Genomic DNA, 25,505 nt, shown 5'->3' on the forward strand with positions numbered 1-25,505 from the left:
TTTTTAAACAAATTTATTTATTAGTTTGATAGAGATTAAATAAAGTTCAAATTTAATTTCTTATTTTTATTAGGATTTATTGACTAAGATGGTACTGTTATCCTCATAAATGAATAGTATGGAAATTAGAAAAATAATAAAATTAATAATTTAAAGGTACAATTTTTTTATTAAATTGTACATTCATTTAAGTTTGGAGGGCGACTGTATGAACAAAATGGTTTATAATTTTCTTGTTAATAGAGTATTTAATAGTCGTGATGCAGTTAATGTAAAAGAAAAAACAATTGCATCAAGACAATTTCCTTACGAAATTAAAGTTATAGCTGAAAACTTATATGTACCTTGGGCTATTGCCATAAGCGATGAGGGGAAACTATATGTTACGGAGAGGTCTGGATCGATTAGAATTATTGAAGATGGTAAACTTCTTCCGCAGCCACTAATCACATTTCGTGCACCTTTTGTAAGTCAGGGGGAAGGTGGTTTAATGGGTATTGTCCTTGATCCAAATTATTCACGAAATCGTTATATGTATGTTATGCATTCATATTTGGAAGACGGCAGAGTTTATAATCGTGTTGTCAGATTAGTTGAAAACAATAATATGGCTTCCATTGACAGAGTTCTTCTGGATAAAATCCCAGGTGGACAAATTCACAATGGAGGAAGGATAAAGATAGGTCCTGATAAGAGATTATATATAACAACAGGAGATGCAGGGAACCCTGCATTGGCACAAGATCCCACAAGTACAGCTGGAAAAATACTGCGAATAGAATTAGATGGCAGGATTCCGCAAGATAATCCAATTATCAATTCGCCTGTTTATAGCTTAGGTCATAGAAATCCCCAAGGGTTAGCGTGGAATTCAAAAAATGTCTTGTATGCATCAGAGCATGGACAATCAGCCCATGATGAGATAAACATAATACAACAAGGAGCTAATTATGGGTGGCCTATGGCCCAGGGAAATGAAGGTTCCACGGAAGTTATAATACAAAAGCCATTAATACACAGCGGAGAAGATACATGGGCACCCTCTGGTATTGCCTTCGTAAATCAAGGTCCGTGGGAAGGGAAATTACTTGTTGCAAATTTACGTGGACAGCAACTACTGGCTATATCCTTTAATGGAAATGGAAATGGAAATGGAAATGGAAATGTAGTGAAGAATGTAGAGTCCTGGCTTAAGAATCAGTATGGACGCTTACGTGAGGTTATTCAGGGTAAAGATGGTTCGATTTACGTGACAACAAATAATAGGGATGGCAGAGGGAATCCTGATATAGCTGATGATAAAATTATTCGGCTCACTCCAAAATAAAGTAATATTTAGATAACTCAAGAGATACTTACAAACCCCATGTTTATTTTGATAAATATGGGGCTTGCGACATTGATATCAAATAAAGTTCAAATCGGAAAAAACAATATATGCTTAAGAGTTTTTTTAATTGCCATTTATTAAGTTTTAAAATCAAAAATACAATCATATTATAAGTTAATTATTATGTAGATTATTTATTTATGATAAAGAGATTTTACAAGATAAAATAAATGAATCCATTGAAATGAGTATATTAGAAGGGAAAAGAAAATTAGATTTAGATGAAAATATTTGTTACGAAAATCCAAAGTACACTGTAGATTCTGATAAAACTACTGAAACTAAGAATTCACTAAATAAGTATGGAGCAATACTATTACTACTATATCTAAAAAACTCACTTAAAGGTGATAGTACTATAAGTAAATGAGGTTTTTTCAAAACAAAGAGGCTTAAACTAATCTGTATATATAAATGGATATGTTTAGGCCTCAAGGGATTACCTATATAAAAAAACTCTTAGGTTACCTTTCTTATCAAGGGTGGCAAGTAGAACGTTTTTTATCTCAGTTTGATATAAACTTTCTAAACTGGAAGCAACCCAGACTTCATCCCTATGAATTTGGTTTAGCTCCTTAAAATTAATTTTACCTTCCTTAATAATCGTCCTTGGCAAATCAAAAGGTTCTGTTTCCAGTTGCAAGGATAAAGGAGTAATAGGTTCGTATTTTGGATGTAAAAAGACAGAAATTTTCCCATCAGCTTCCCAAATTGCTAATGCTACCTTTTTTACATCCTCTACTTTTTCTTCACGCAATTCTTCTAATAACACATCAATTGATATTCTTGCTTTTTTTAATCCTTTATAAAGGATTTCTCCGTCCTGAACAATTGTGATTGGTGAACTATTAATAAGTCTTCTTAAAAATGGAAATTTAAGAATGCTGAATATGCCACCAAGATATAGAACAACTAATACACTTGTTGAAATGATGGATCCTTTTAACCCAAGCTTTTCGTCAGACAACGGATGGGCAATAATATTTCCAATTACTAAAGAAATAACAAAATCAAGGATTCTTAATTGGGAGATGGTACGCTGTCCTAAGAGTTTTGCAACAGTTAGCAAAAAGAAAAAAGCAATAATGGCACGAAGAATCCACTCAATGGTGGTAAGTGTTTCTTGGCCTTGTAAAAAATCCATATAAGATACCTCCTTTATCCAAAAAAATTAATGCTGATGTTATTCTAACCAATAATCAATGAAATAATAGATGTTTATGGTGATAAAATTTTATTTAGACATGTTACGGTGAACAGTATTACATTTTAAAAAATAGTTATATAGACCTTCCAGTGGTATTAAACAATAAGCTATTGAAATACATAGATAAAGCATTTTTATATATTGAATATCCATACTCCAAGTATGATCTATATTAAACCCACTACCCTTAAAATATTTAAAAATTTCTTCTATATCAAATCTCTTTTTATACTCTCTTATAGCAAATTTTCCACTAAGATTATTAGCTATAAACCAAGTATCATCAGCATCTGCACCCTTACATACGGCCATATTACATACATACTTTTGCGCTGTTAATTCTATATTTGAAAAGTGTTTAACTTTTCTTTTTAAGGTGAGTATATCTTGTAATTTATTGTATTATGATTTCTTTTGTTTTTTATATTTGGGTTTTACCATTAGCTTCATGTATGGCTTATGAATTTATAAAATATGAAAATTATTATGATGAAATTAATAGCATATTAGAAAAAAATGGACAAGAAGTATTTACTTCCAGAGATGATAAGGGAAGCAACCTTTATCGAAGGAGAAAAACTTAATTATATACTTAAAGAAATAAGTAGAGATATGCATGAGCACGTAAAATATTATAAAGATATGCAATCAGATTATAGAGAATACATAGAGACTTGGGTTCATGAAATCAAAACACCAATAGCATCTACAAAGTTAATAATTGCAAATAATCAAAATGAAATAACTAATAAAATAGATTTTCAGATGGATAAAATTGAGGGATTTATAGAGCAAGCGCTTTATTATTCTCGAAGTAATAATGTTAGTAAAGACTATATTATGAAACAAATTAACCTTGATAATGTAGTAAGAAAGGTAGTCAAAAGAAATTATAGAGATTTTATTTATAAAAAAATAAAAGTAGATATAAAAGATATTAATGAAATTGTATATAGTGATGGGAAATGGATTGGATTTATTATTAATCAGATAATAGGAAACTCTATAGAGTATTCAAGTAGTAAAGAGCCAATGATAAGTATATATTCAGTTAAGGAAGATAATTCAGTAATGTTAATTATAGAGGACAATGGAGTAGGCATAGTAGATAAAGATATAAATAGGGTCTTTGAAAAAGGTTTTACTGGTGAGAATGGAAGAAGATTTAGTAAAAGTACAGGAATGGGCTTGTATCTATGCGAAAAGCTTTGTTCACAATTAGGATTGAAAATTAGCATTAAATCTGAGGCAAATAAAGGAACTAAAGTTACAATAGTATTTCCTTTGTCGGATATGGTAACTTTTATAGATAATTAAGGGTATATTATTGAGATTTATAAAAGTTTACGTATATATAAGAGTCATGGATGACTCTTATATTAAAAATAAAAAAATCAGCGACAATACTAAGTTAAGTGTTGTCGTTGATTTTTTTATTGAGCATTGAGTAGGATCTCATTATGGAAAAGTATTTGAATTTAATAAGGTAAACTTAAAACATAAAAAAAGAGTATCCTCAAGATTGAAGAGACCCCTTTAACACTAAAAGACATTGACAATAAAAAATGCCAATGATATACTGAACTAATATATCTAAATTATATTAATAATATAACCCTATATTTAAATTATATCATACTTAAAATTATATGTCAATAGTTATTTGAGGGGGAGTTTTAAAAATGAAAAAAATTATTAATTTATTTGAAAGCAATTTACTACAGAAGGAAATATTTAATGATATATTTAAGTGTAATGAAGTTACAGTTGAATATGGATTAATGCTTGGTGAGAAAGATATAAAAGAAATTATTGAAACAAGAAATGTAGCACTTGAAAAAAGCGGAAGAATAGAATTTAATGGTCAAATCATAAATAAAATTATTATAACTTTTTGCGATTCACCATATATATCACAATATAATTACGGTGATACAATAAACGAACTTGTAGAAATTTTTTATAATTATAAGAATGAAACTTTAGATTATATAAGTGATGATGAATTAATGGAAATCATGAAAAAGTATTTTGATAACTATTGTGAAGGATCACTAGAACTTTTAGAGGGAAAAGTATTATATAAAATAGCTGAAAACATAAGATATGGGGTGAAAGAATATACAAATATTGATAATGAAAAGGAGTGATACTTTATGGGGAATAGTAAAAATATTCAAAAATATAGTTTTTCTATAGAGAATAAGTTAAGTGAAGAATATTTTTTTAAGGATATTTTAGTGATTTGTTATGAAGAGAAGTTGCTAGATGATAAGATTTTAAACAGGATATATTATGAGAGATTGGAAAATTTAAAAGTACAATTGAAATATTATACAAAAGATGAAAGTAGTTCAGTTATGGTAGAGGTAGCGGAAAGTTCTTTGAAATGTATTGATTATACAATTGGAGTTTATTTGAAAACTTTTGATAATATAGAATTAATAGTAGAGAAATTAAAGAATGAAAACTTAGTCTATATGCTAAAAATAGGCCATGATTTAATCAAGAAAAAAACAGTGCAGAATAAAAAGCTATTAGACGAAATTCATGAAAATAAGCTTAAAGTTGATAATTATTCATATAACGATACTATAGAGTATGGTATTCCATTATTTTTTAAAGAATATGAAGATTTTTTTGCAGCTCATGAAACTCCAGGATCAATAGATTATCAACTTTACATTGATAATATGAACTATATAGGTATTGAGTATATAAATAATTATTTAGAGACATTAAATTTAGAAAATGAGTTCTGTTATAACTTTGATATTTGTGAAATTAATGAATTATTAAAAGGGTATGATAAAAACTGCGAATTATTACTAATAAACATATTTGAACTAGTATTTATTAATTCACTAGGTTTAATCATTTGTGGCAAATCTTTAAAGAACCTTAATATTAATAATATAGATAGAGAACAGATAAAAAATAAATTGGAAAAATTATCCTTGGAAGAATTACAGGAAACGTTATTAAAATATGCAGAAAGATGTTATGAAATTTTAAATATTAGAAATAAAGCATTAGTAAACTACATTAGAAAATCTACATTGAAAATAACTTCATTGATAAATAAAAGCATTAAACTAAATAAATTAGAAACAGTATTCATATCATTTAATGAAACTAATGATAATGAGTTTATTGAATATATAGATGGTAAAAAATTAAGTAATCCTGTATTTAGAAAATTAAGTGAAAAAATTCGAGAATGTTCTTTAATTCAGGATAAAGTTACATTAATTAAAAACAATATTAAGAATCTAGAAGATTTAGCAGATATGTTAGATGCTGAATGTTTATTTGAAGATGAATATATTATGTACTTCAAAAGTTTATCGCAAATGGAAATTATTCTTTTATCAAAATATGTATATGATTTAAGTTTGGAAAATGAGCATGAAAAAGAATGGTATTTTGAATTTAATAAGCATATCTCAAGTTTAAGTGAAGAAGAACAAGTAGCAATAAGAAAGCTTAAAGAAAGAATACAATTAATTTAAGTAGATAAAATGATGGATTATACTAGGATAAAAAATTAAATTTAAACATATTATCTATATCTATGAGAAATACTAACCTTATGGTAAAATAAAAATATAAATGATAATAAATATCAATTAAAAATAATTTTATATAAGGAGACAGAATGATAGATAAAGGATTTAATTTTAAAAATAGTTATATAGACCTTCCAAATGTATTTTATGCTTTAGTATCACCTAGTAAAGTACCAGCACCAAAATTAGTGGTATTAAACAATAAGCTAATAGAAGACCTCGGGTTAAAGTTAGATGAGCTTCAATGCGAAGATGGCTTAGAAATACTTTCTGGAAATAAAGCTCCAAAGGGGGCAGTAACATTAGCACAGGCTTATGCAGGTCATCAATTTGGTAATTTTACTATGCTAGGGGATGGAAGGGCCATATTACTTGGTGAGCATGTAACAGCTGAGGGGAATAGGTTTGATATTCAACTTAAGGGGTCAGGAAGAACACCCTATTCAAGGGGTGGAGATGGTAAGGCTTCCCTTGGGCCGATGATTAGGGAGTATATTATAAGTGAAGCTATGAATGGGTTAGGAATACCAACAGTCCGTAGTTTATCAGTAGTTACTACTGGAGAAGAGGTATACCGTGAAACAAGACTTCCAGGAGCTGTACTAACTAGAGTGGCTTCAAGTCATATTCGTGTTGGAACTTTTCAATATGCAAGAGGTTTAAATGATATACAAGATCTTAAAGCACTAGCAGATTATACTCTAGAGAGACATTATAAAGATGGCATAAAGGAAGAAAATCCATATGTTTATCTACTAAAGGAAGTAATAAAGAAGCAAGCAACCCTTATATCAAAGTGGCAGCTAGTAGGCTTCATACATGGGGTTATGAACACAGATAACATGACAATTAGTGGAGAAACCATTGACTATGGACCTTGTGCCTTTATGGACACATACGATCCAGAAACTGTATTTAGCTCTATTGATAAATATGGTCGTTATAGCTATGAAAATCAGCCAAGTATGGCAGAATGGGATCTTTCTAGATTTGCGGAGACCCTTTTACCTTTATTGCATGATGATATGAATGAGGCAATAAAGATAGCTCAAGAGGCTGTTTCAGAATTCCATAAGCTATATACTAAGCAATGGCTTTCTGGAATGAGAAAAAAGCTTGGTTTATTTAATGAAGAGGAACAGGATACAAAATTAATTGAAGGCCTTCTAACTATTATGAAAAAATATAGTGCTGACTATACAAATACATTTAGAGCATTAACCATTAATAAATATGAAGATACAGAAATTATAGATAAAGAAGATTTTAATCAGTGGCTTAACTTATGGAAGGAAAGACTATCAAGACAAGATGAGAAGGAAGAGGCTGTATTAAATCTTATGAGAAATAATAACCCAGCAGTGATACCTCGTAATCACAGGGTAGAAGAGGCATTAGATTATGCTGTAAATAAAGGAGACTACAGTGTTTTAGAAAAGCTTTTAGAGGTTCTTTCAGAGCCTTATAGTTATTCAAAGGAGCAAGAGGATTATACAGATGTTAAAACAAAAGTTAATTATAGGACCTTCTGTGGAACTTAATTTAGATGGATATATTAATATTTAGAATAATGAAAAGAGAGCCGTACCATAAGTAACGGAGGTTTTTACTAAAATTGGAATATAAAATTCTATATTATTAAATGTTGATAAATAGCTGTGTTATTTCATTACTTCTTCTGTTACATTCATCGTATAAATGAATGCTGTTTGCATCTTCTTTGGTTCAATTGAAGAATAGTTATTATCATACACTAAATAAGGGAATAATAGTTTTTCTATGACTACAGCATAAAATATTGGGTTATCAGCTTTTTAAAACTGGATTATAAACATTTACATATGTGGATACAAGAAGCTTTTCAATTTGATAATAAAGCAGTTAATTAAAGGATATTAAACCATGGAGGGGATAAAATGAGTTTTAAGATTATTGCAGACTATCATACTCATACTAATATTGCAAAGGGACATATTCCTTTATTTAATATTATTTTCGGAGAACATGCAAAAGGAAGTATTGAATCAAGTGTTAAAGCTGGAATAAAAAAAGGATTAAAAGAAATTGCCATAACAGACCATGGTTATAAGCATATTACCTTCGGGATGAAACTAAATCAATATAAAGAATTACGTAAAGTAATTGATGATTTTAATAAGAGTTCATTATTGAAGGAGAATGACTTTAAGATTCTTCTTGGTGTAGAATGTAATATTGTTACTAAAAAAGGGGATATAGATATTAAAGATGAAATAATTGATTACCTGGACATAATTTGTGCGGGTTATCATCCTGGAGCGGTACAAAATCCACTTTTATTGAGAAATTATACAGAAGCTGCAATTAATGCTATTAAAAAATATGAAATTACAATATTAAATCATCCATTAGAGCATGTTAATCCAGATATTATTGAAATTGGAAAGGTTGCTGTTGTAAGAAATACTGCTTTGGAAATTAACAGAAGTCATAGGAATATGGATATTGAAACAATAAAAAAGTTAAAGAATATGGGCGTTAAATTTTCATTGGGAAGTGATGCACACAAATCGGAGGATGTGGGGTATTTTGGTAAGGCTTATAATATTGCAGTTGAGGCAGGCCTTACAGATGATGATATTGTTAATGCTGATGGATGTGCACATAAATTAATGAAATTATTAAGAGATTAGGTTTGGTAGTGGTAACGTATTGTTTTCTAAGCATAATATTGATTATGAATTTTTAAACTTTACTTTAGATTGTTATAAATTAGTGGGTATTGTTGTAAATCAAAATTTATTTCCATTCCGACAATTATTCTTAGAATTCTTAAGGGCTACCTTTTTTGCATTGCAACATATTATATTTATTTTATGTATAAAGGGTTGTAGAAACATTGAATACCTTGGAGAAAACCTGTTCAAAGAATGTTTAATATCAATGTTTAATGCATAGACTACAATTATTAAAATAAAGCAAAAAAAATAAGAAAGTAGGTAATTTAAATGATATACATATATAATTGCTATGGAGGAACCCATTCTTCTATTCTTGCAATTGCTTATCACTTAAAAATGCTGGATCAAACTCGAGAACCGACTAAGGATGAAATATTAAAATTACCTAACTTTAATAAGTTAGTATATGGAAATCGTGGGGAACTTTTTTATTATGGAAGTGATAAAGATGGAAACAAAGTCTATGCTGTGGGAAGGGGACGTTCAAAGGTTCTAATTCCAGGATTATACAATATGGCTTCTATGCTTCATAAACAAAATCTATTAAATGAGAAAATTATATTTTCCAATACGTCGCCAACTGTTCCATTACCAATGACCTTTGGTGGATTATTTTCTAGGTGGTTAAAAATAGATTTTATAGGAGTGCCCTTGCTTGTAAAGGGAGCAAAACAATCATACAAGGACGTTATAAAACTTGTAAATCACACAAAGAAGGTAGCAATGGCAGATAAGTCAGAGGTCATTCTCTTAGATAATAAGAAATTTAAGAAAAAATGATTTTTAACTATTATACGGCTTATATCAGCTGAAAGCTGATGTGAATTTTTATCACAAAACGGAAAAATAATTGATACCTTTATGCAATGTTAAATTATTACAAGTTATATTTATTTTATACAGGACAGTAAAATTATTACACAATATTATGTTTAAACTTCACAGCACAAAAAAAACATATTTATTTTTCACAGTCCTTATTGGCCAAATTTCATTTTTGATAAGCGATATTATTATTATCTATATATATCAAAACTTTACAGAAGAGAATTTTTTGTTGGTATACGCATGAATATTATAAGAAGAAATTAATAGATGCTTAGTAAAAATGAGGTGGATTCAGAGGTTATATTTTGTTTCCACCTTTTAAAAAACCTTCGATAGTACTGTTACGGTGAACCGTACCATAAATAAATGAGGTTTTTTCTAAAATTGGATGGAGATATGGTAAACCTCGCTTCCACCATGAAACCCACGGAAATTTAATTGTTAGATTTTCGTGGGTTTATTTTGTATTCATATTTAATTAAATTTTCTTTAATTTTATTTTTGATACCATAAGATAGGCAAGTACTATTAATGATAGCATTGGAACAACTGAATTTATGGTAGATGGAATAATTAAAGAAAATAATGCAAGAATACATCCAGCAATGGTGATTGGTATTCCAGTGAAAACACCTTCAAATGTACTTATATTATATTTTGCTAATCTGTAGCATCCACATATAGAATAAAGTAATAAGAGTGATATGCCTAGTATGCGGCTAAAGCCTACAGTGTAAAAATTATATTTTGTAAAGATTATCAGAGCTGGTGCAACTCCAAAGGAAACAAGGTCAGCTAAAGAATCTAGTTCTTTCCCTATTTCACTTGATACATTAAGATATCGGGCAATTCTTCCGTCATATCGGTCAACTAAAGCAGCGGCAAGTATACATAACGATGCGTACAAATAGTTTTGATCGAAAATATTAATTATTGAAGTAATTCCAAATGATAGATTAATAAATGTTAGTATATTAGGCACATATTTTTTTATCATATCCTTCTCCTTATCGGTTGTATTTATATTCTAAAAATTTATTTATAATTTTATTTTTGTAAATTATGCCTACTAAAAATGAAAGCATAGCTATAATTGATATTATTATTGTTGATAAATAGTTACCATTCTGAATATTAGATCCAATACTTACAGAAGCTAATATCCAAGGAAATCTGCTTATTACTAATATGGAAAAAAACTTTATTGGTTTAATAGTAGTAAGACCTGCAACATATATCAAAAAATCTTTTGGAAGGCCTGGAACGAAAAAAATCACAAATAATATAATTGAGAATTTTTTACTTTCCATAATATCAAGCAGCCACTTTGAATTTTTCTTCTTAAGAAAATTTGTTATAAAGTTCCCACCTATTAATCTAGTAAAATAAAAGGCTATTGCAGAACCTATGATAAGTCCTGACATTGTAAACAATAATCCTAAAGGTACACCATAAATATATCCGCTTGCAATTTGAACTACTTCACCTGGAATAGGTGCAATTACAGTTTGCAATATCTGAAATAAAATTATTATAATACTTCCAGATTTTCCGAGGGACATTAAGTATTTGTTGAATTCATCCAATGACACTGTAGCTGCAAGTATATTTGGAATATATTTAAAGATTAATCCAATAGTAGAAAATGCTAATAAAACTAATAATATTTTTATGTAAGATACTTTTTTGAAAATTTTCATAATTATTTAATCCTTTCTATTTAGAAGATTTATAACTATTATTATATTTGCAATATCTTAAGTTGCACATATAATAGTTCTTAAGAATTCTTAAGTAGCTTAAATAATATAGATTTTAAAAGTATAGCATTATATACTAAAGATAAATGGAGGGAAAAGAATATGAGGAATATTTTAATTGCAGATGATAATGATGAAATAAGAGATATAGTCTGTATCTTATTAGAAAGTGAAGGCTATAATGTAATAGAATCTGTTGATGGAGAAGATGCAGTAAATAAAGTAGATGGAAACATAGATTTAATAATACTTGATATAATGATGCCTGTAAAATCAGGATTTAAGGCATGTGTAGAAATTAGAGAAAAAACAACTGCTCCAATTTTATTTCTTACTGCCAAATCTCAGGATTCTGATAAATGTATGGCATTTTCTGCAGGATGTGATGATTATCTATCAAAACCATTTTCATATACAGAATTAATATCGAGAGTAAAAGCATTACTTAGAAGATACTATGTGTATAAAGGGAAAGAAAAGACTGATGAATGTGATTCAATTAATATAAATGGATTAAAAGTAAGTGAAATATCAAATGAAGTATCATTATATGGGAATGAAATTATACTGACTGAAATTGAATACAATATATTATTATTGTTATCTAAAAATAGAAAGAAGATATTTTCAGCACAAAATATATATGAAAGTGTATGGGAAGAACCATATTTCTATTCTTGCAATAACACGGTCATGGTGCATATAAGGAATTTGAGGAGCAAGATTGAAGATAATCCTGATAATCTAAAATATATAAAGACTGTATGGGGGAAGGGATATAGAATTGAATAAATTTAATAAAAAGTTTTTAAATAAAAAGCTAGAAATTAAATTAATTATGGTCATTATAATTTCATTGATTATATCTATTTCTTTATTTTTTATACTTCAGATAAATGGCGAGAGTCTGCTTGACAGGCATTTGTATAAAACTTCTTTTTTTCAAAATCAGAAAAATAAAGCTATGTCTGATTTTAAAACATATGTGTCAAATAGCAATCTTTCAATAAATGATTCTGAAAAAATGGATGAATGGGTACGTAAAAATAAATATATAGATATATATATATTCAAAAATAATAATATGCTTTATGATTCAACTAATCGTAAAGAGCCTTTAGAGTCTGAGGAAAACGAACCTTTGATATTATCTGGTTATTCTTATAATATCAATTTTAGTGATTTAAGAGCACAGGTGTATATAATGTGCTATTTTGAATATAAGTACTACTATATTTTAATATGTATAAATATTGCGATTTCTTTATTATGTTTTATAGTAATTACATCACTTTTAATTAAAAAAAAGATATCATACATAAGGACACTTGAAAATGAAATCAAAATACTAGAAGGTGGAGATTTAAATTATGAGATTACAATAGAAGATAATGATGAGCTATCTCTGCTTGCTCAAAGTATTAATGAAATGAGAAAGTCATTTATTGAACGATTAAGAAATGAGGATGAAGCAAAATCAGCTAATAGCGAACTTATTACAGCAATGTCACATGATTTAAGGACACCGCTTACAGCATTAGTAGGATATTTAGATATTATAGAATATAAGAAATATAAAACAGAGGATAATTTGAAGCGTTATATTCATAACAGCCGAGAAAAAGCATATCAGATTAAATCATTGTCTGACAAACTATTTGAATATTTTATACTTTTTAATAAACAGGATGAGCTTCAGTTTGAAGAATTTAATGGAAATGAACTTTTGGAACAGCTGTTTGAAGATCAGTTCTTTATGCTAAATAATCAAGGATTTATATTTAAAATTCATTGCTGTGAGAGTCAATTGTTTATAGAGGTAAATCTTATTTCAATGAGAAGGGTTTTTGACAATATTTTCTCTAATATTTCTAAATATGCAGATAAATCTAAAGCTGTAGAGGTTAGGTATTACGTTGAAAACAAAGAACTTTTTATTAGTATAGAAAATACTATAAATAAAAATCTTAAAGCTATAAGCAGTACGGGGATAGGACTTAAAACATGTAAGAAGATTGTTGAAAGCCATGGTGGTGAAATGCTAATTAATAAAAGCGATAATACATTTAATATAACGATAATTTTAAAAGTTAAAGGCAATAATTTATAGTATATGAACATTATTAATTGTAAGAACATTTTGGTAATGGTTATACAATGTATTTTTAAATTAGCAACCTCAGTCGCAAGCTCCTTTGGAAAATCCTCCATGGGACGTAACCAAATTGTGAATATAATTTGGTTTGCTATTAGCAGGAGTTTATGATATCAAGAATCTAAAAATAAAGTTTATAGATGATACAGAGTCAAGGTATAATTCACCTTGGAACATAGAGGTGAAATTGATATAGATATGAGTTTTAATGAGTATGAAATAAGAACTATGCTAAGTGATTATTCAAATGAAAATATGCTCAATTTTGATATAGAAGTTTTAAGTAAGGAAATATATAAATTCACAAATGGATATCCATTTTTAGTAAGTAGGATTTGTCAAATAATTGATGAAAATATATTAAAAAATAAAGATAAAGCATGGGATGAATTTCATATCCAAAAAGCTATGAAAATATTGTTAGAAGAAAATAACACATTGTTTGATGATTTAATAAAGAATATGGAGAATAATGATAAGTTGTATGAGTACATGTACAATTTGCTTATATTAAATATAGCATCTGTTTTTAATATAGATAATCTAGAGATAAATTTAGGTGTTATGTTTGGATACTTAAGTAAAAATGATAGTAATACTATTGTATCAAATAAAATAATAAGAGAAAGAATTTACAATTATTTAGTATCTAAAACAGATAGTAAAGTAATGTCTAGCTATAATTTTAAAGATAATTTTATAACTGAAGATCATGGGCTTGATATGGAAAAAATACTTTTAAGATTCCAACAGTTCATGAAAGAAAATTATAGCCTAAGAGATACTAAATTTTTAGAACGACACGGAGTTTTACTATTCTTATCATTTATAAAACCAATAATAAATGGTGTAGGTTTTGATTATAAAGAAGTACAAATATCAGAAGAGAGAAGACTTGATATCGTAATTCAATATAATAATAATAAATATGTTATAGAAACTAAAATAGGGCATGGCGATATAGCACATCAAAAAGAGTTAAAACAGCTTGAAAATTATTTAGATATAGAAGGTCTAGATAATGGATATCTTTTAATATTTAACTTTAATAAAAATAAAAAGTATATAAGTGAAAGATACAGTATAGAAGGAAAAGAAGTGTTTGAAGTGAGGGTATAGAAAAAATTATTCCATGGAGATCATTATTATGAAAATGGTGTTTTTAGAAAATCTTTTAGAGGTTCTTTCAGAGCCGTATAGTTATTCAAAGGAGCAAGAGAAATATAAAGATGTTAAAACAAAGGTTAATTATAGAACCTTCTGTGGAACTTAATTTAGATTGATATATTAATATTTAGAATAATGAGAAGAGAACCATATCATAAATAAGTGAGGGTTATAGCCTTAACCATTGATTTTAATTGGTTAAGGCTGTTTTTACAAGTTAAAATACCATATCATAAGTAATAGCTAAGAGTTAAAATAAAAAATAACTTTTTATAGTATCTGATTATGTAAATGAGAAAATATATTATGATTTCATTAAAAGTGTACTAGATAATTTTAGTAAGTTATTGAATAGTAAGGAGTCAAGAGTGTAGAAGAAGTTATTACATATGTTAATTTCTAAGATAACAAATAACTAACGAATTAAGGGAAGTGGAATAAATAAACCTGACTATAAATGATAAGTTAGTAGATTATACAAATAAAGAAGAGGCGTATCTATGAAGGGTACTCATTCCAGGCTGTAGACAAATAGGGTTTCAGAACTTGTCCCTAAGTTCTGAAACCCTATTATTATATGTTCTTAAAAACACCTGATATGAAAGTGGATACTTGCCCAAATAAAGTAGGTAGTTTAAATACTTACATGCGGTCTATTATATAAAACTGGTATTGCCGCTGCTATAAGGATCATACCCATAAAAGCGGGTGCGGCATGACCAAGTGATACATATATTTGACCTCCAAGGATAGACCCAATTATTCTTGCTAAAGCTTGAATAGATTGGATACCTCCTTGAATCCTTCCTTGTTCACTAGCATCGATAGACTTGGAGAGCATCCCATTGAATGAAGGGCCAAAGATTGAATCACCAAAACCAAATATAAACATTCCAGCGATAAAAAGAGGATAGAATGAGAACAAAGCTGATGCGGCAATAAGACTGTACCCTATAATCTCCGAAACCATTCCAAGAGTTGCTATCTGTTTATCACTAAGTTTTATTAAAAGATTTGGCATTATGAAACCTTGTGAAATGATGTCTTGGAAGCCCATAATTGAAAACATAAGTCCGATTAGTGCAGGCTTCCAACCGAAAGTATCCATTGTAAATTGTGAAAAAACTGCCTGTAAAGATCCGTTGGGTATCCAAAGTAAGAACGCTGAGACAATTAGCCTTTTTAAACTTTTCATGGAAAGTAAGTTTGCAAGCTGTGTGAATGGATTCAGTCTTACAAAGGTAATCTCTTTCAGTCTATTATTCTTGTCAAGGCTCTCGGGCATAAAAAAGAATCCATAAACAACATTCAATAAAGTTATTATTGCTCCAAAATAAAGGGGTACAGAATAACCAAACTTAGCAAGTAATCCGCCTAGAGTTGGGCCAATGACGGTGCCTACACCTACAACCGCACTCACCCATCCAAAGTATTTGGTTCGCTGTTCTGGTGGAATGATGTCTGCAAAATATGCGAAGATAGTGCTTATGTTCCCGCCTGTTATACCATCTATTATGCGCCCCGCAAATAGGACCCATAGAGCTCCTCCTATGCCAAAAACTAAGTATCCGACTGCGGAACCCAAAAGGCATACTAAGAGTACTGGACGACGGCCATATCTGTCGCTCAAAGCTCCAAGTACTGGAGCTGCAAAAAACACGCATACTGCATAAATAGAGGTCAGTAGAGTAACAACTATAGCTTGATCTCTCGGATTGCTAATATAAGGCTGCACTAAGAATGGGGCGACAGGGGCTATAATAGTGAAGCCTATTCCGCAGAGAAACACAGACATAAGACCAAATATTAAAGCCTTTTTATCTACGGTTTGTTCTGTGTTCTGTTCATTGCGTGATCTAAATTTAGACATTTAAATTCTCCTCTCAAAAGTTATAATTTTGTTTCCTTGTCAACAAAAATATCATATCACCGTTTTGTTTCTTAGTCAACAAAATAATAACAATAAAAATGCAGCCCGTTCTCAATAGAGTTGGGCTGCCTATGGTTTCATTTTCATTATCTAAATTTATTGCGACTTAATATCTATACCCTGTTTCTTTATTTCTGCATCCAAATGTCTATTATATTTTTCCACGAAGCTAAGCATACTATCAAATTGTTCCTCGGATACCTGCTCAAATACGACTTTATCCCGCTCTTGAAACTCTTTGTGCAACTCATCATGGACTTTATAAATTTCTTGCCCTTGTTCAGTAAGTCTGAAATAAATTTCTTTCTTATTATCCGGCTTCTGATAGCTTTCAATAGTCCCCTTTTTTATGAGCTTCTTAGTCATTTTACTTATGGCTCCCCTAGTCATATAAAAGGACTCCGCAAGTTTTGTTACGTTGGAATCTACATTTCTTCCAATGTATTCTATGCAATGTACTTCAGAAGGATTATAACCTTTAAAACTGTCTTCCATCTTAAGCTTATTAAGCCAAGCTATCTTGTTGTATAAGTCCCTGGAACGCATTTTAACATGTTCTTCTTTGTTCATGACCTGTCCTCCCACCCGTTGGTGTATTAATAATATTATATTAAATTTTTGTTTCTATTTCAACAATATTAGAATAATTATTTTAGGAATTGATTTAATGTATAAAATACAAATTGAGCTATACGTGAAAAAAGAGAGAGTATAATTAACTACTTAGAAGAATTAGCCATTAATAAAAAAACATCACTTACAAGTGATACGGAGAGCCATATCATAAATAAATGGGAAAAAAGGCCTTAATCATCGATATTACTTGGTTAAGGCTATTTTTATAAGTGAAAATACCGCACCATGAGTAATATATTTAAAGTAAGGATAACTGTAATTTAATAGTTATATGATAAAATTCAAGTTGTAAAACAAAAATATTTATAGATTATGAAATATTGGAGGGATTCAAAATGAATACAAGAATGTATCAATCAGAAGATTGTAAGGAAATTATTGAATTATTTTACAACACAGTTCATTCAGTTAATGCAAAAGATTATAATGAAGCACAACTTGATATGTGGGCTTCTAAAGATATTGATATTTGTGAATGGGATAAATCTCTTTCAGAACATTATTCTGTTGTAATTGAAGAAGATAGTAGTATCATTGGATTTGGAGATTTAGATATCAATGGATATTTTGATAGATTATTTGTTCATAAAGATTATCAAGGGGGTGGAGTAGCAACTACAATTGTAGACGAAATAGAGAAATATGCACAAGAAAATAAGGTTGAGATTATAACAACTCATTCTTCTATAACTGCAAAGCCTTTCTTTGAAAAACAAGGCTATAAAGTGGTAGAAGAACAAGTAGTTGAAAGAAAAGGACAAGTATTAACGAATTATGTTATGAAAAAAAACTTAATGATTAAATAATACAAAGAAAAGTAGATAGGTATAGGATGTAAAAAGTTTATTAAAGGGGATTTTATTAAATGAAGAGTTTAAAGGTTGGATTAATTCAACACAAAGCAATAGCGAACAATATTAATATGAATCTAGAATTAGGTTTGAAATATATAGGTGAAGCAAAAAAACTGGGTGCTGACATAGTTCTTTTTCCAGAAATGTGGTCAAATGGATATGAACCTCCTTATGGTGAGGCATTTGAAAATCCGTTTGATGAAAGTTACGAAAATGAACGTCAAAAATGGCTTGCTGAAGCGGTTGATGAAGAGAGTAAATATGTTAAATCTTTTAAAGTGATTGCTAGAGAATTAGAAATAGGTATTGTTATAACATATCTTTCAAAAGGAAGTGCTAGTCCACAAAATACAGCTTTAGTTATTGATAGAACAGGAGAGATTTTGATGAAATATTCAAAAGTTCATACTTGTGATTTTTCATTAGAAGCTTTGATTGAAAGTGGAAAAGAGTTTAAAATATGTGATTTCTGTGGAGTTAAACTTGGAGTAATGATTTGCTATGATAGAGAATTTCCTGAAAGTGCTAGAATTCTAATGTTACAGGGTGCAGAAATAATACTTGTACCTAATGCTTGTGATATGAATCCAGCAAGAATAAATCAATTATCAACAAGAACTTTTGAAAATATGGTTGGTATAGCAATGACAAATTATCCCGGGAAGAAGTGGGGAAATTCATGTGCATATAGTCCAGTAGTTTTTGATGAGGATGGTAATTATATCGATAATAAAATTATTTCAGCAGATGATATTCAAGAGGATATATTAATAGCAGAATTTGATTTAGATAGCATAAGAAATTATAGAAAAAGGGAAACTTGGGGAAATGCATATAGGAAAGTTGGAACTTATAAAGAGTTATTAGATAATAAAGTGCAAGAACCATTTATAAGAGAGAACTATAAGGCGAGTAAATAGAATAAATCTCACTTGCAAATGATAGGTCGAACCATATCATTTGCAAGTGAGGTTAAAATTAATTTATACAGAGAAGTTAAGAATATTATATAACTTAAATCAAATCAGTTAAGCCATTAACTGTAGTTTGTTCATTTTCATTAATAGGAATAACTATGCATTTTTGACCATTAATTATTTGATATTTTATTTGTGGTATTTTTTCAGGTTTTACTTGAAGTATAACGTCATAGTGAGAAGTAACCGTATTATCTTCTGAACTTGTATCGTCAGCTTCTTCTAAAACCACATTATCATCATTAACTTCTGTAGACAGGGGAATTTCATTATCTACAGCAGCAGCTTGGGTAACGTCCTCAAGTCTAGCTTGAAGTGTTTCTACTTGCTTTTCAAGCTGTTCTTCTTTTTTTCTTTGAGCATTTGCCTTAAGTACTTTTGAGTCAATTAAATTCTCTGCTAAAGGCAGATCTACTCCAAAGTTTTCTAAATAAGATTTTTCAATCTTAGTAGTAGCTTCTTCAGGAACGCCACTTTCTATTAAAAGATTTTGTATATCCTTTTGTGTTAAGGTTATAGGTTCACCATCGGTATCATCATAGATTGCATTGTATTCATCTATCATAGTATTTAGGTTTTCTTGTATGTCTATAAAAGTTTTCTCAGCTTTTTTTTCATCGGTGTTAATATAATCTTTAATAATTGTTTGGAAGGTTTCTTTTTGGATAGTGGCAGTCTGTTTTGAAGAACAACCTAAAGCCTTTTCCATTAATTCAGGATGTGGATCCTTTGCATTTTTAGTGTAGTACATAACAGAGTTAACATCGGAACTACGATTAATAAAAGCAGGGAACACAAATCCAAGGGTTGGAGCATCCACCACCCAATCTCTAATACGTGCCTTTATTTTATTTTCTTCTTCAAAGTATCTAAGCCCAGGATTTGAAAGTGAAACAGGACATATCGCACATAGAATGTACTCATATACTTCTTCAGATTCATCCATTTTAGCATTATCAGTAGTTTTAGTAATAATATCATAAGCATCATGAAAAACTAGTATTAAAAAATTACCAGTATAATCATAACTATCTATAATGGATTTATAAAAATCTTGAAGCAGAGCATCATCCTTTAATTGGCTTTTTTTTAGCTGTATAAGAGAAATTTGTTTTTCATTTTCAAGATTCTCATTAAGTGGAAAGTTAAGTTCTAAAATATTATTACCAATGGTTCCAGATAGAACTTTTTTAGCAATTTCTAAATACTTAAAGTACTCATCCTCATCTAAATTTAAAAAGGTTTCTCTAAAATTAAAAATAATATTTTTTTCACCATTGACATAGCAACCACAGATTTTAGTGAAGGTACAATCATTTTTTTTAAAACGTTTTTTTAACTCAAGTATATCTTTTTTTTTCATATATAAACCCCTCAATCCAGTATTTTCTATTTATAGGTATTAATTAATATATTAGTATTATTAATTATAGTACTTTTTTTATATTAATTAAAGATTTTATTAGGTAAAGTTAAAGTTGATGATATGAAAACAATAAAGATAAAGCAATTTTTTCTTTTCTTTTAATATCTATATCAATACCAAGAAAATTCTTATCCTATATAGTTTAATATAACATCTGTATAAAAACATACCACTTACAAGAAATAATTAACCACTTACTGTTATTGTATTTACAAGGAAAAAAATAGTTAATATAATAGAAAATGTGGAGAGTGAAAATATGAAAATACGGATTGAAGTAGATAATACAATTAAAGAAAATGAAGTTATTATTAGATGTAGTGAAATTAGTGAAGATGTTAAAAATATTCAAATTATGCTTGATGATATGCCATCATACAAGAAATGTATAACTTTTTATAGAGGTGATACTCAGTATTATATTTCTTTGGAAGAAATATTGTTTTTTGAAACTGAAGAAAATGGGATTTGTGCACATACTATTGATAATATATATAATGTAAAATATAAGCTTTATGAACTTGAAGAGTTTTTGCCAGGATATTTTATGAGAGTTTCAAAATCAACAATTTTAAATACAAATCATATTTACTCAATAACACATAGGCTATCATCATCAAGTAAGGTTGAATTTCAAAATACTCATAAACAGGTATATGTCTCAAGATATTATTATAAACCATTAAAAATTAAATTATTAGAAAAGAGGAGATAAGATGAAAAAAGAAAGAATTTTTTGGGGAGTTTTATTTATATTAATAGGTATGTTCTTAATTATAAATAAACTTGGATACTTCCCTAATATAAATGTATTTAGTTTGCTGTTAACAGTTTTTTTACTAGCAGTTATTGTGAAAAGTTTACCCCGTTTTAATTTTGCAGGTATTTTATTGCCTATTGCATTTATATGTATAATATATGATAAAGAATTAGGGATTACAAATATTACACCTTGGACTGTATTGATAGCAGCGATACTTGGCAGTATTGGTCTTTCTATAATTTTTCATAAAGGTATGAAAGGGGTTAATACTAAATATAATTGGAAAGATTACAAATTTGAGAAAATTGATGTAGAAGATGAAAGTAATGTTAGATTTAAAAATTCATTTTGTGATAGTGTAAAATATATAAATACAAATAATTTTGAACAAGCGGATTTTAATTGTTCTTTTGGAGCTATGAAGGTGTATTTTGATAATGCAATCATGAGTAAGAATAATGCTATAGTTAGAATTGATGCTTCTTTTTCAGGAATAGAATTATATATACCAAAAACTTGGAACATTGATAATAAAATTAATGTGTTTTTAGGTGATATTAGTGAAAAAAATAGAAATAATCAAATAACAACAAATACTTTAACATTAGTTGGTGATATTAAATTTTCAGGAGTAGAAATAATATATATCTAATAAGGCATTGTAAAATAAATAATAGACCAAATACTCTTAGGTCTATTATTTATTTCATACGCCTAAAGTAAAATGCGTAAGAGCTAAAACTCTTACGCATTTTTTATAGTTTAGATTCTTTACTTATAAACATACCAACCACAAAGCTAATTATGGCAAGGAATATAAGTGAATAGAATATATTATGTACGCCACTAAAGAATGCTTCTTTTATTTGAATAGAAGAAGCTCCAGAAGAGTAAATATTGTCTGCTGTTACTCCAGAAATATTTGAATTATTAAAATAAGAAGATAGGCTTGAGTTTACTAATCCACCTAAAATACTAACACCGATAGTTTGGCCAAGTGTACGTATTAATGCATTAGTTGAAGTTGCAGCACCCCTTTTTTCATATGAAGCAGCATTTTGAATAAGTATAGTTAATGAATTAAGTGCACCACCAAAACCAGCTCCCATAATGAACACTATAATAATAAAATAAATTAAAGGCGTGTTTGGGGTAAGAAATCTAAGAAGATAAGAGGTTAATGCTAAAATTAATATAGAGCCTAGTATTACCTTCTTTTCTCCGAATTTTTTAAATAGTTTAACTAAGAAAAATGAACTAAGGAGCCAGGTTAAAGACATTGGAGCCATAGAAAGCCCCGAGACTTTAGCACTATAGCCAAGAACATTTTGTGTGTATAAAGGTGTATAAGCTTCTACAGCCATTAATATAGCAGCTATAAAAAATGCTATAACATTCATTAATATTGTATCTTTAGAGAATATATCAAATGGAACTACAGGTTCTTCACATTTATTTTCAACAAAGTAGAAAATAGTAATAGAAACTATAGACGATATAATATATATAACTCTTGCAGAGTTAGATGATGTAAATACACATAATAATATTGAAACTATAGCTATAGTTAGAAGTAATGAACCAAGATAATCTATTTTAGGCTTAGTAGTTGATACTTGTTCATCAAGGTTCTTATTAAGAAGGAATAGAGATATAATTCCAAAAGGTATATTAATAAAGAATATCCAATGCCAAGATAAATAATCTATAAAGTATCCACCAATGAATGGTCCAAGTAAACTAGCAACCCCCCAAACACTACTTAAAAGTCCTTGGATTTTAGATCGTTCTTCTAAAGCAAATAAATCTCCAACGATAGTAAAGGTTATGGTAAGAATAGAACCAGCACCAATACCTTGTATTGCTCTAAATATTATTAATTGAAACATACTTTGAGAAAATCCACATAGGGAACTACCTATTAAAAATATTACTATACCTATAGTAAGCATTTTTTTTCTTCCATACAGATCAGACAGTTTCCCATATATAGGTGTTGATACTGCTGAAGTTAAAAGATAGGCAGAAAATACCCAACTTATAAGATTGTAACCATTTAGACTTTTAGCTATAGTAGGCAGGGCTGTTGTTACAACAGTTCCTTCAAATGCAGCAAGGAACATAGAAACCATGATTGCTATAACGATATTACGTTTTTTATTGTTCATTAAAAATAAAACTCCTCTCATTTATAAAAAAATAGCCAATGTCATTAATAATACACCCAAATGTAGTAATGATACAATGTTTTTAGGAATTAAATTGATAATTTATAAAGATACACGGTATAATTAACATTAGACATATAGTATAGAAATGATATAATAGTTATTCAATATTATCTTTTAAGTAGGCTACATAGAAGTTAAAAGCATATATGTATATGACATAAATAAACTTGTACTTGCGAGAAAATTTATTGTTTTATAAATTAAATAGACATAAAAGGAGTAATAATATGAGTTATTGTTTTCAGTGTGGAACTAAGGTAATAAATAAGCAATGTAATAATGAGGGCGAGATTCCTTATTGTAATAAATGTGAAATATTTCATTTTCCTACCTTTAGTTCAGCCATAAGTGCAATTATTTTAAACCCTGATAAAAATAAATTATTGCTTATACAGCAGTATGGACAAGTAGATAATATACTTGTAGCAGGATATATTAATAAAGGTGAAAATGCAGAACAAACTTTAGTAAGAGAGGTAAAAGAAGAGATAGGTCTTAATATTAAAGATTATCAATATATGAAGAGTAAATATTTTGAAAAAACTAATACACTACTGTGTAATTTCATTTGCACAGTAGATAGTGAAGATTTAAACCAAACTAATGATGAGATTGATAAAGCGCAATGGTTTACTTTTAAGGATGCACTAAAACATATTAAAAGTGAAAGTTTAGCAGAGGAATTTCTAATATATGCGCTTAAAAAAATGAATTATAAGAAATAAAAGTGGTAAAAATAAGAAACTAATCAAAAATTTAATTAGTTTCTTATTTATTATGGAGTTTATTATCTTAGGCATATTAATTACTTAAAAATAAATATTAACCAATTAAGAAATCAAGTACATTCCAACCATCTGAAGTTTGTGCTTTATATAATTCTGTATAACCACACTTGGTACAACTAACTGTTATGAATTTCTTATTTTGCACATCAAATAATTTGGCAAAGTTTCCACCTGTAGCTTGAAATTGATCTGAAATATACTTCATATTTTCACACTTTGGACAAACGTATTGTTTCTTTTCCATAAATAAATCCCCCTAAATCAAAATGTATTATACTAGATATTATAATATAAATAAACCTATTAAGCAATATAGAAAACTGGTCATTTTGAAAATATTTTAATTTTAATAATTTATATAAATTAATATTGATATTGAAGAGGATACTAAATATACATTAAAATGTAACGATTTTCCTTATAAATGAATAGCATATTATGATAAAGGAGATGGTTAAAAATGGATTTAGGGAAAAATAATTATTACAGAGAATTACAGTCTTTGTCTTTACAGGATGAATGCAAAAGGTGCTTAAACTATCATGCTACTTTAACAATGACAGATGGAAGTATGTTTGATGGAATTATTGAAAGTGTAGATGGGGATCGCGTTGTAGTATTGGTTGGTGAGTATGTAATGGAGGAAGATGATGAAAATGAATCTGATCAACAACGACAATATTACAATCCTAGAAGAAGATTCAGACGTTTTAGACGTAGAGCTTTTCCACTTAATGCTTTAGTTGCATTATCATTATTAAATTACCCTTACATTGCTCCTCCGTATACTTATTATTATCCTTATTAGTAAAGGAATACTTAATAAATAGAGGAACAGCAGTATTATTGATTATTTATAATTGAATGAATTATCTTTTGGTGCATATAAAAGTGAATCTTTATATGCACTTTTAGTTTATATATTTTTATTTATAAGTTGTTTCTAAACATATTCATAATTATATATATATTTTGAGATTACGAAACAAATATGAAGGGAATTTAATTAATGATAATATTAAGGTAAATACTATGCTAGAAAATATATGGGAATATTTAAAAAAACTTAGTGAATAGATTTAGGATTAGATGGGGTGAACCGTA

The 25,505-nt window shown here is 28.5% G+C and carries 26 protein-coding genes and 1 pseudogene; 18 read left to right on the forward strand and 9 right to left on the reverse strand.

What is annotated here, in order from left to right; all coding sequences use genetic code 11:
- Positions 1-208: 208 nt before the first annotated feature.
- A complete protein-coding gene (locus J1C67_RS08000; RefSeq protein WP_167865956.1) occupies positions 209-1,327 on the forward strand; it encodes a PQQ-dependent sugar dehydrogenase in 1,119 nt (372 codons plus the stop codon).
- 247 nt (positions 1,328-1,574) lie between these two features.
- Positions 1,575-1,760 (forward strand): hypothetical protein, encoded by a 186-nt coding sequence (locus tag J1C67_RS08005; RefSeq protein WP_167865955.1) that lies wholly within the window; start codon positions 1,575-1,577, stop codon positions 1,758-1,760.
- 69 nt (positions 1,761-1,829) lie between these two features.
- Here the strand turns inward: J1C67_RS08005 and J1C67_RS08010 are convergent, their stop codons facing one another.
- Complete coding sequence (locus J1C67_RS08010; protein WP_167865954.1) at positions 1,830-2,534, reverse strand: DUF421 domain-containing protein; 705 nt, start codon at positions 2,532-2,534, stop codon at positions 1,830-1,832.
- 90 nt (positions 2,535-2,624) lie between these two features.
- The gene (locus J1C67_RS08015) at positions 2,625-2,909 is read right to left on the reverse strand and encodes a hypothetical protein (protein ID WP_167865953.1); all 285 of its coding nucleotides are present in this window, start codon (positions 2,907-2,909) and stop codon (positions 2,625-2,627) included.
- A 92-nt stretch (positions 2,910-3,001) separates the two neighbouring features.
- Here J1C67_RS08015 and J1C67_RS08020 point away from each other — a divergent pair.
- From J1C67_RS08020 to J1C67_RS08045, 6 genes and pseudogenes are all read left to right on the forward strand, one after another.
- Positions 3,002-3,914, forward strand: a pseudogene (locus J1C67_RS08020) (ATP-binding protein).
- Positions 3,915-4,279: 365 nt separating this feature from the next.
- Positions 4,280-4,747: a DUF6323 family protein gene (locus tag J1C67_RS08025; RefSeq protein ID WP_167865952.1), complete on the forward strand. Its 468-nt coding sequence runs from the start codon at positions 4,280-4,282 to the stop codon at positions 4,745-4,747.
- A gap of 6 nt (positions 4,748-4,753) precedes the next feature.
- On the forward strand, positions 4,754-6,109 hold the full coding sequence (locus J1C67_RS08030; RefSeq protein ID WP_167865951.1) for a DUF6179 domain-containing protein: 1,356 nt from the start codon (positions 4,754-4,756) through the stop codon (positions 6,107-6,109).
- A 146-nt stretch (positions 6,110-6,255) separates the two neighbouring features.
- Positions 6,256-7,707 (forward strand): protein adenylyltransferase SelO, encoded by a 1,452-nt coding sequence (locus J1C67_RS08035; RefSeq protein ID WP_167865950.1) that lies wholly within the window; start codon positions 6,256-6,258, stop codon positions 7,705-7,707.
- A gap of 375 nt (positions 7,708-8,082) precedes the next feature.
- Entirely contained in the window at positions 8,083-8,838 is a 756-nt protein-coding gene (locus tag J1C67_RS08040) for a PHP domain-containing protein (RefSeq protein ID WP_167865949.1), read from the forward strand.
- Positions 8,839-9,153: 315 nt separating this feature from the next.
- The gene (locus tag J1C67_RS08045) at positions 9,154-9,666 is read left to right on the forward strand and encodes a DUF3189 family protein (RefSeq protein WP_167865948.1); all 513 of its coding nucleotides are present in this window, start codon (positions 9,154-9,156) and stop codon (positions 9,664-9,666) included.
- Between the two features lie 526 nt (positions 9,667-10,192).
- On the opposite strand, the gene pssA is transcribed toward J1C67_RS08045, so the two are convergent.
- Together pssA and J1C67_RS08055 are read right to left on the reverse strand one after the other, a co-directional pair.
- Entirely contained in the window at positions 10,193-10,711 is a 519-nt protein-coding gene (gene pssA, locus J1C67_RS08050; protein WP_167865947.1) for a CDP-diacylglycerol--serine O-phosphatidyltransferase, read from the reverse strand.
- Between the two features lie 10 nt (positions 10,712-10,721).
- A complete protein-coding gene (locus tag J1C67_RS08055; RefSeq protein WP_089967084.1) occupies positions 10,722-11,414 on the reverse strand; it encodes a TVP38/TMEM64 family protein in 693 nt (230 codons plus the stop codon).
- 162 nt (positions 11,415-11,576) lie between these two features.
- Here J1C67_RS08055 and J1C67_RS08060 point away from each other — a divergent pair, with 162 nt between their 5' ends.
- From J1C67_RS08060 to J1C67_RS19655, 4 genes are all read left to right on the forward strand, one after another.
- Positions 11,577-12,266, forward strand: coding sequence for a response regulator transcription factor (locus J1C67_RS08060; RefSeq protein WP_167865946.1), 690 nt, complete (start codon positions 11,577-11,579; stop codon positions 12,264-12,266).
- A 172-nt stretch (positions 12,267-12,438) separates the two neighbouring features.
- Entirely contained in the window at positions 12,439-13,584 is a 1,146-nt protein-coding gene (locus J1C67_RS08065; protein WP_243176699.1) for a sensor histidine kinase, read from the forward strand.
- Between the two features lie 213 nt (positions 13,585-13,797).
- A complete protein-coding gene (locus tag J1C67_RS08070) occupies positions 13,798-14,748 on the forward strand; it encodes a GxxExxY protein (RefSeq protein WP_167865945.1) in 951 nt (316 codons plus the stop codon).
- A gap of 28 nt (positions 14,749-14,776) precedes the next feature.
- The gene (locus J1C67_RS19655; RefSeq protein ID WP_279286165.1) at positions 14,777-14,902 is read left to right on the forward strand and encodes a hypothetical protein; all 126 of its coding nucleotides are present in this window, start codon (positions 14,777-14,779) and stop codon (positions 14,900-14,902) included.
- Between the two features lie 528 nt (positions 14,903-15,430).
- Here J1C67_RS19655 and J1C67_RS08075 read toward each other — a convergent pair.
- Both J1C67_RS08075 and J1C67_RS08080 read right to left on the reverse strand, forming a co-directional pair.
- On the reverse strand, positions 15,431-16,666 hold the full coding sequence (locus J1C67_RS08075; RefSeq protein WP_167865944.1) for an MFS transporter: 1,236 nt from the start codon (positions 16,664-16,666) through the stop codon (positions 15,431-15,433).
- A 156-nt stretch (positions 16,667-16,822) separates the two neighbouring features.
- The gene (locus J1C67_RS08080) at positions 16,823-17,296 is read right to left on the reverse strand and encodes a MarR family transcriptional regulator (protein WP_167865943.1); all 474 of its coding nucleotides are present in this window, start codon (positions 17,294-17,296) and stop codon (positions 16,823-16,825) included.
- 401 nt (positions 17,297-17,697) lie between these two features.
- Between J1C67_RS08080 and J1C67_RS08085 the strand changes: the two genes are divergently transcribed.
- Together J1C67_RS08085 and J1C67_RS08090 are read left to right on the forward strand one after the other, a co-directional pair.
- Positions 17,698-18,168 (forward strand): GNAT family N-acetyltransferase, encoded by a 471-nt coding sequence (locus tag J1C67_RS08085; RefSeq protein ID WP_167865942.1) that lies wholly within the window; start codon positions 17,698-17,700, stop codon positions 18,166-18,168.
- Positions 18,169-18,227: 59 nt separating this feature from the next.
- The gene (locus J1C67_RS08090) at positions 18,228-19,136 is read left to right on the forward strand and encodes a carbon-nitrogen hydrolase family protein (RefSeq protein WP_167865941.1); all 909 of its coding nucleotides are present in this window, start codon (positions 18,228-18,230) and stop codon (positions 19,134-19,136) included.
- A gap of 94 nt (positions 19,137-19,230) precedes the next feature.
- Here the strand turns inward: J1C67_RS08090 and J1C67_RS08095 are convergent, their stop codons facing one another.
- The gene (locus J1C67_RS08095) at positions 19,231-20,556 is read right to left on the reverse strand and encodes a DUF4317 domain-containing protein (RefSeq protein WP_167866095.1); all 1,326 of its coding nucleotides are present in this window, start codon (positions 20,554-20,556) and stop codon (positions 19,231-19,233) included.
- Positions 20,557-20,878: 322 nt separating this feature from the next.
- Here J1C67_RS08095 and J1C67_RS08100 point away from each other — a divergent pair, with 322 nt between their 5' ends.
- Positions 20,879-21,334: a LytTR family DNA-binding domain-containing protein gene (locus J1C67_RS08100; protein WP_167865940.1), complete on the forward strand. Its 456-nt coding sequence runs from the start codon at positions 20,879-20,881 to the stop codon at positions 21,332-21,334.
- 1 nt (position 21,335) lies between these two features.
- Complete coding sequence (locus J1C67_RS08105) at positions 21,336-22,034, forward strand: LiaF transmembrane domain-containing protein (protein ID WP_167865939.1); 699 nt, start codon at positions 21,336-21,338, stop codon at positions 22,032-22,034.
- A 103-nt stretch (positions 22,035-22,137) separates the two neighbouring features.
- On the opposite strand, the gene J1C67_RS08110 is transcribed toward J1C67_RS08105, so the two are convergent.
- Positions 22,138-23,550 carry an MDR family MFS transporter gene (locus J1C67_RS08110; protein ID WP_167865938.1) on the reverse strand — a complete coding sequence of 471 codons (1,413 nt, stop codon included), beginning with the start codon at positions 23,548-23,550 and terminating at the stop codon, positions 22,138-22,140.
- A 290-nt stretch (positions 23,551-23,840) separates the two neighbouring features.
- Between J1C67_RS08110 and J1C67_RS08115 the strand changes: the two genes are divergently transcribed.
- The gene (locus tag J1C67_RS08115) at positions 23,841-24,338 is read left to right on the forward strand and encodes an NAD(+) diphosphatase (protein WP_167865937.1); all 498 of its coding nucleotides are present in this window, start codon (positions 23,841-23,843) and stop codon (positions 24,336-24,338) included.
- Between the two features lie 97 nt (positions 24,339-24,435).
- Here J1C67_RS08115 and J1C67_RS08120 read toward each other — a convergent pair whose 3' ends face one another.
- Positions 24,436-24,645: a zinc ribbon domain-containing protein gene (locus J1C67_RS08120; RefSeq protein WP_167865936.1), complete on the reverse strand. Its 210-nt coding sequence runs from the start codon at positions 24,643-24,645 to the stop codon at positions 24,436-24,438.
- A 216-nt stretch (positions 24,646-24,861) separates the two neighbouring features.
- Here J1C67_RS08120 and J1C67_RS08125 point away from each other — a divergent pair, with 216 nt between their 5' ends.
- Complete coding sequence (locus tag J1C67_RS08125) at positions 24,862-25,209, forward strand: hypothetical protein (protein WP_167865935.1); 348 nt, start codon at positions 24,862-24,864, stop codon at positions 25,207-25,209.
- The last annotated feature ends 296 nt before the right edge of the window (positions 25,210-25,505 follow it).

The sequence above is a fragment of the Clostridium gasigenes genome, from assembly GCF_017348895.1.
GTDB classification, from domain to species: Bacteria; Bacillota; Clostridia; order Clostridiales; family Clostridiaceae; genus Clostridium; species Clostridium gasigenes.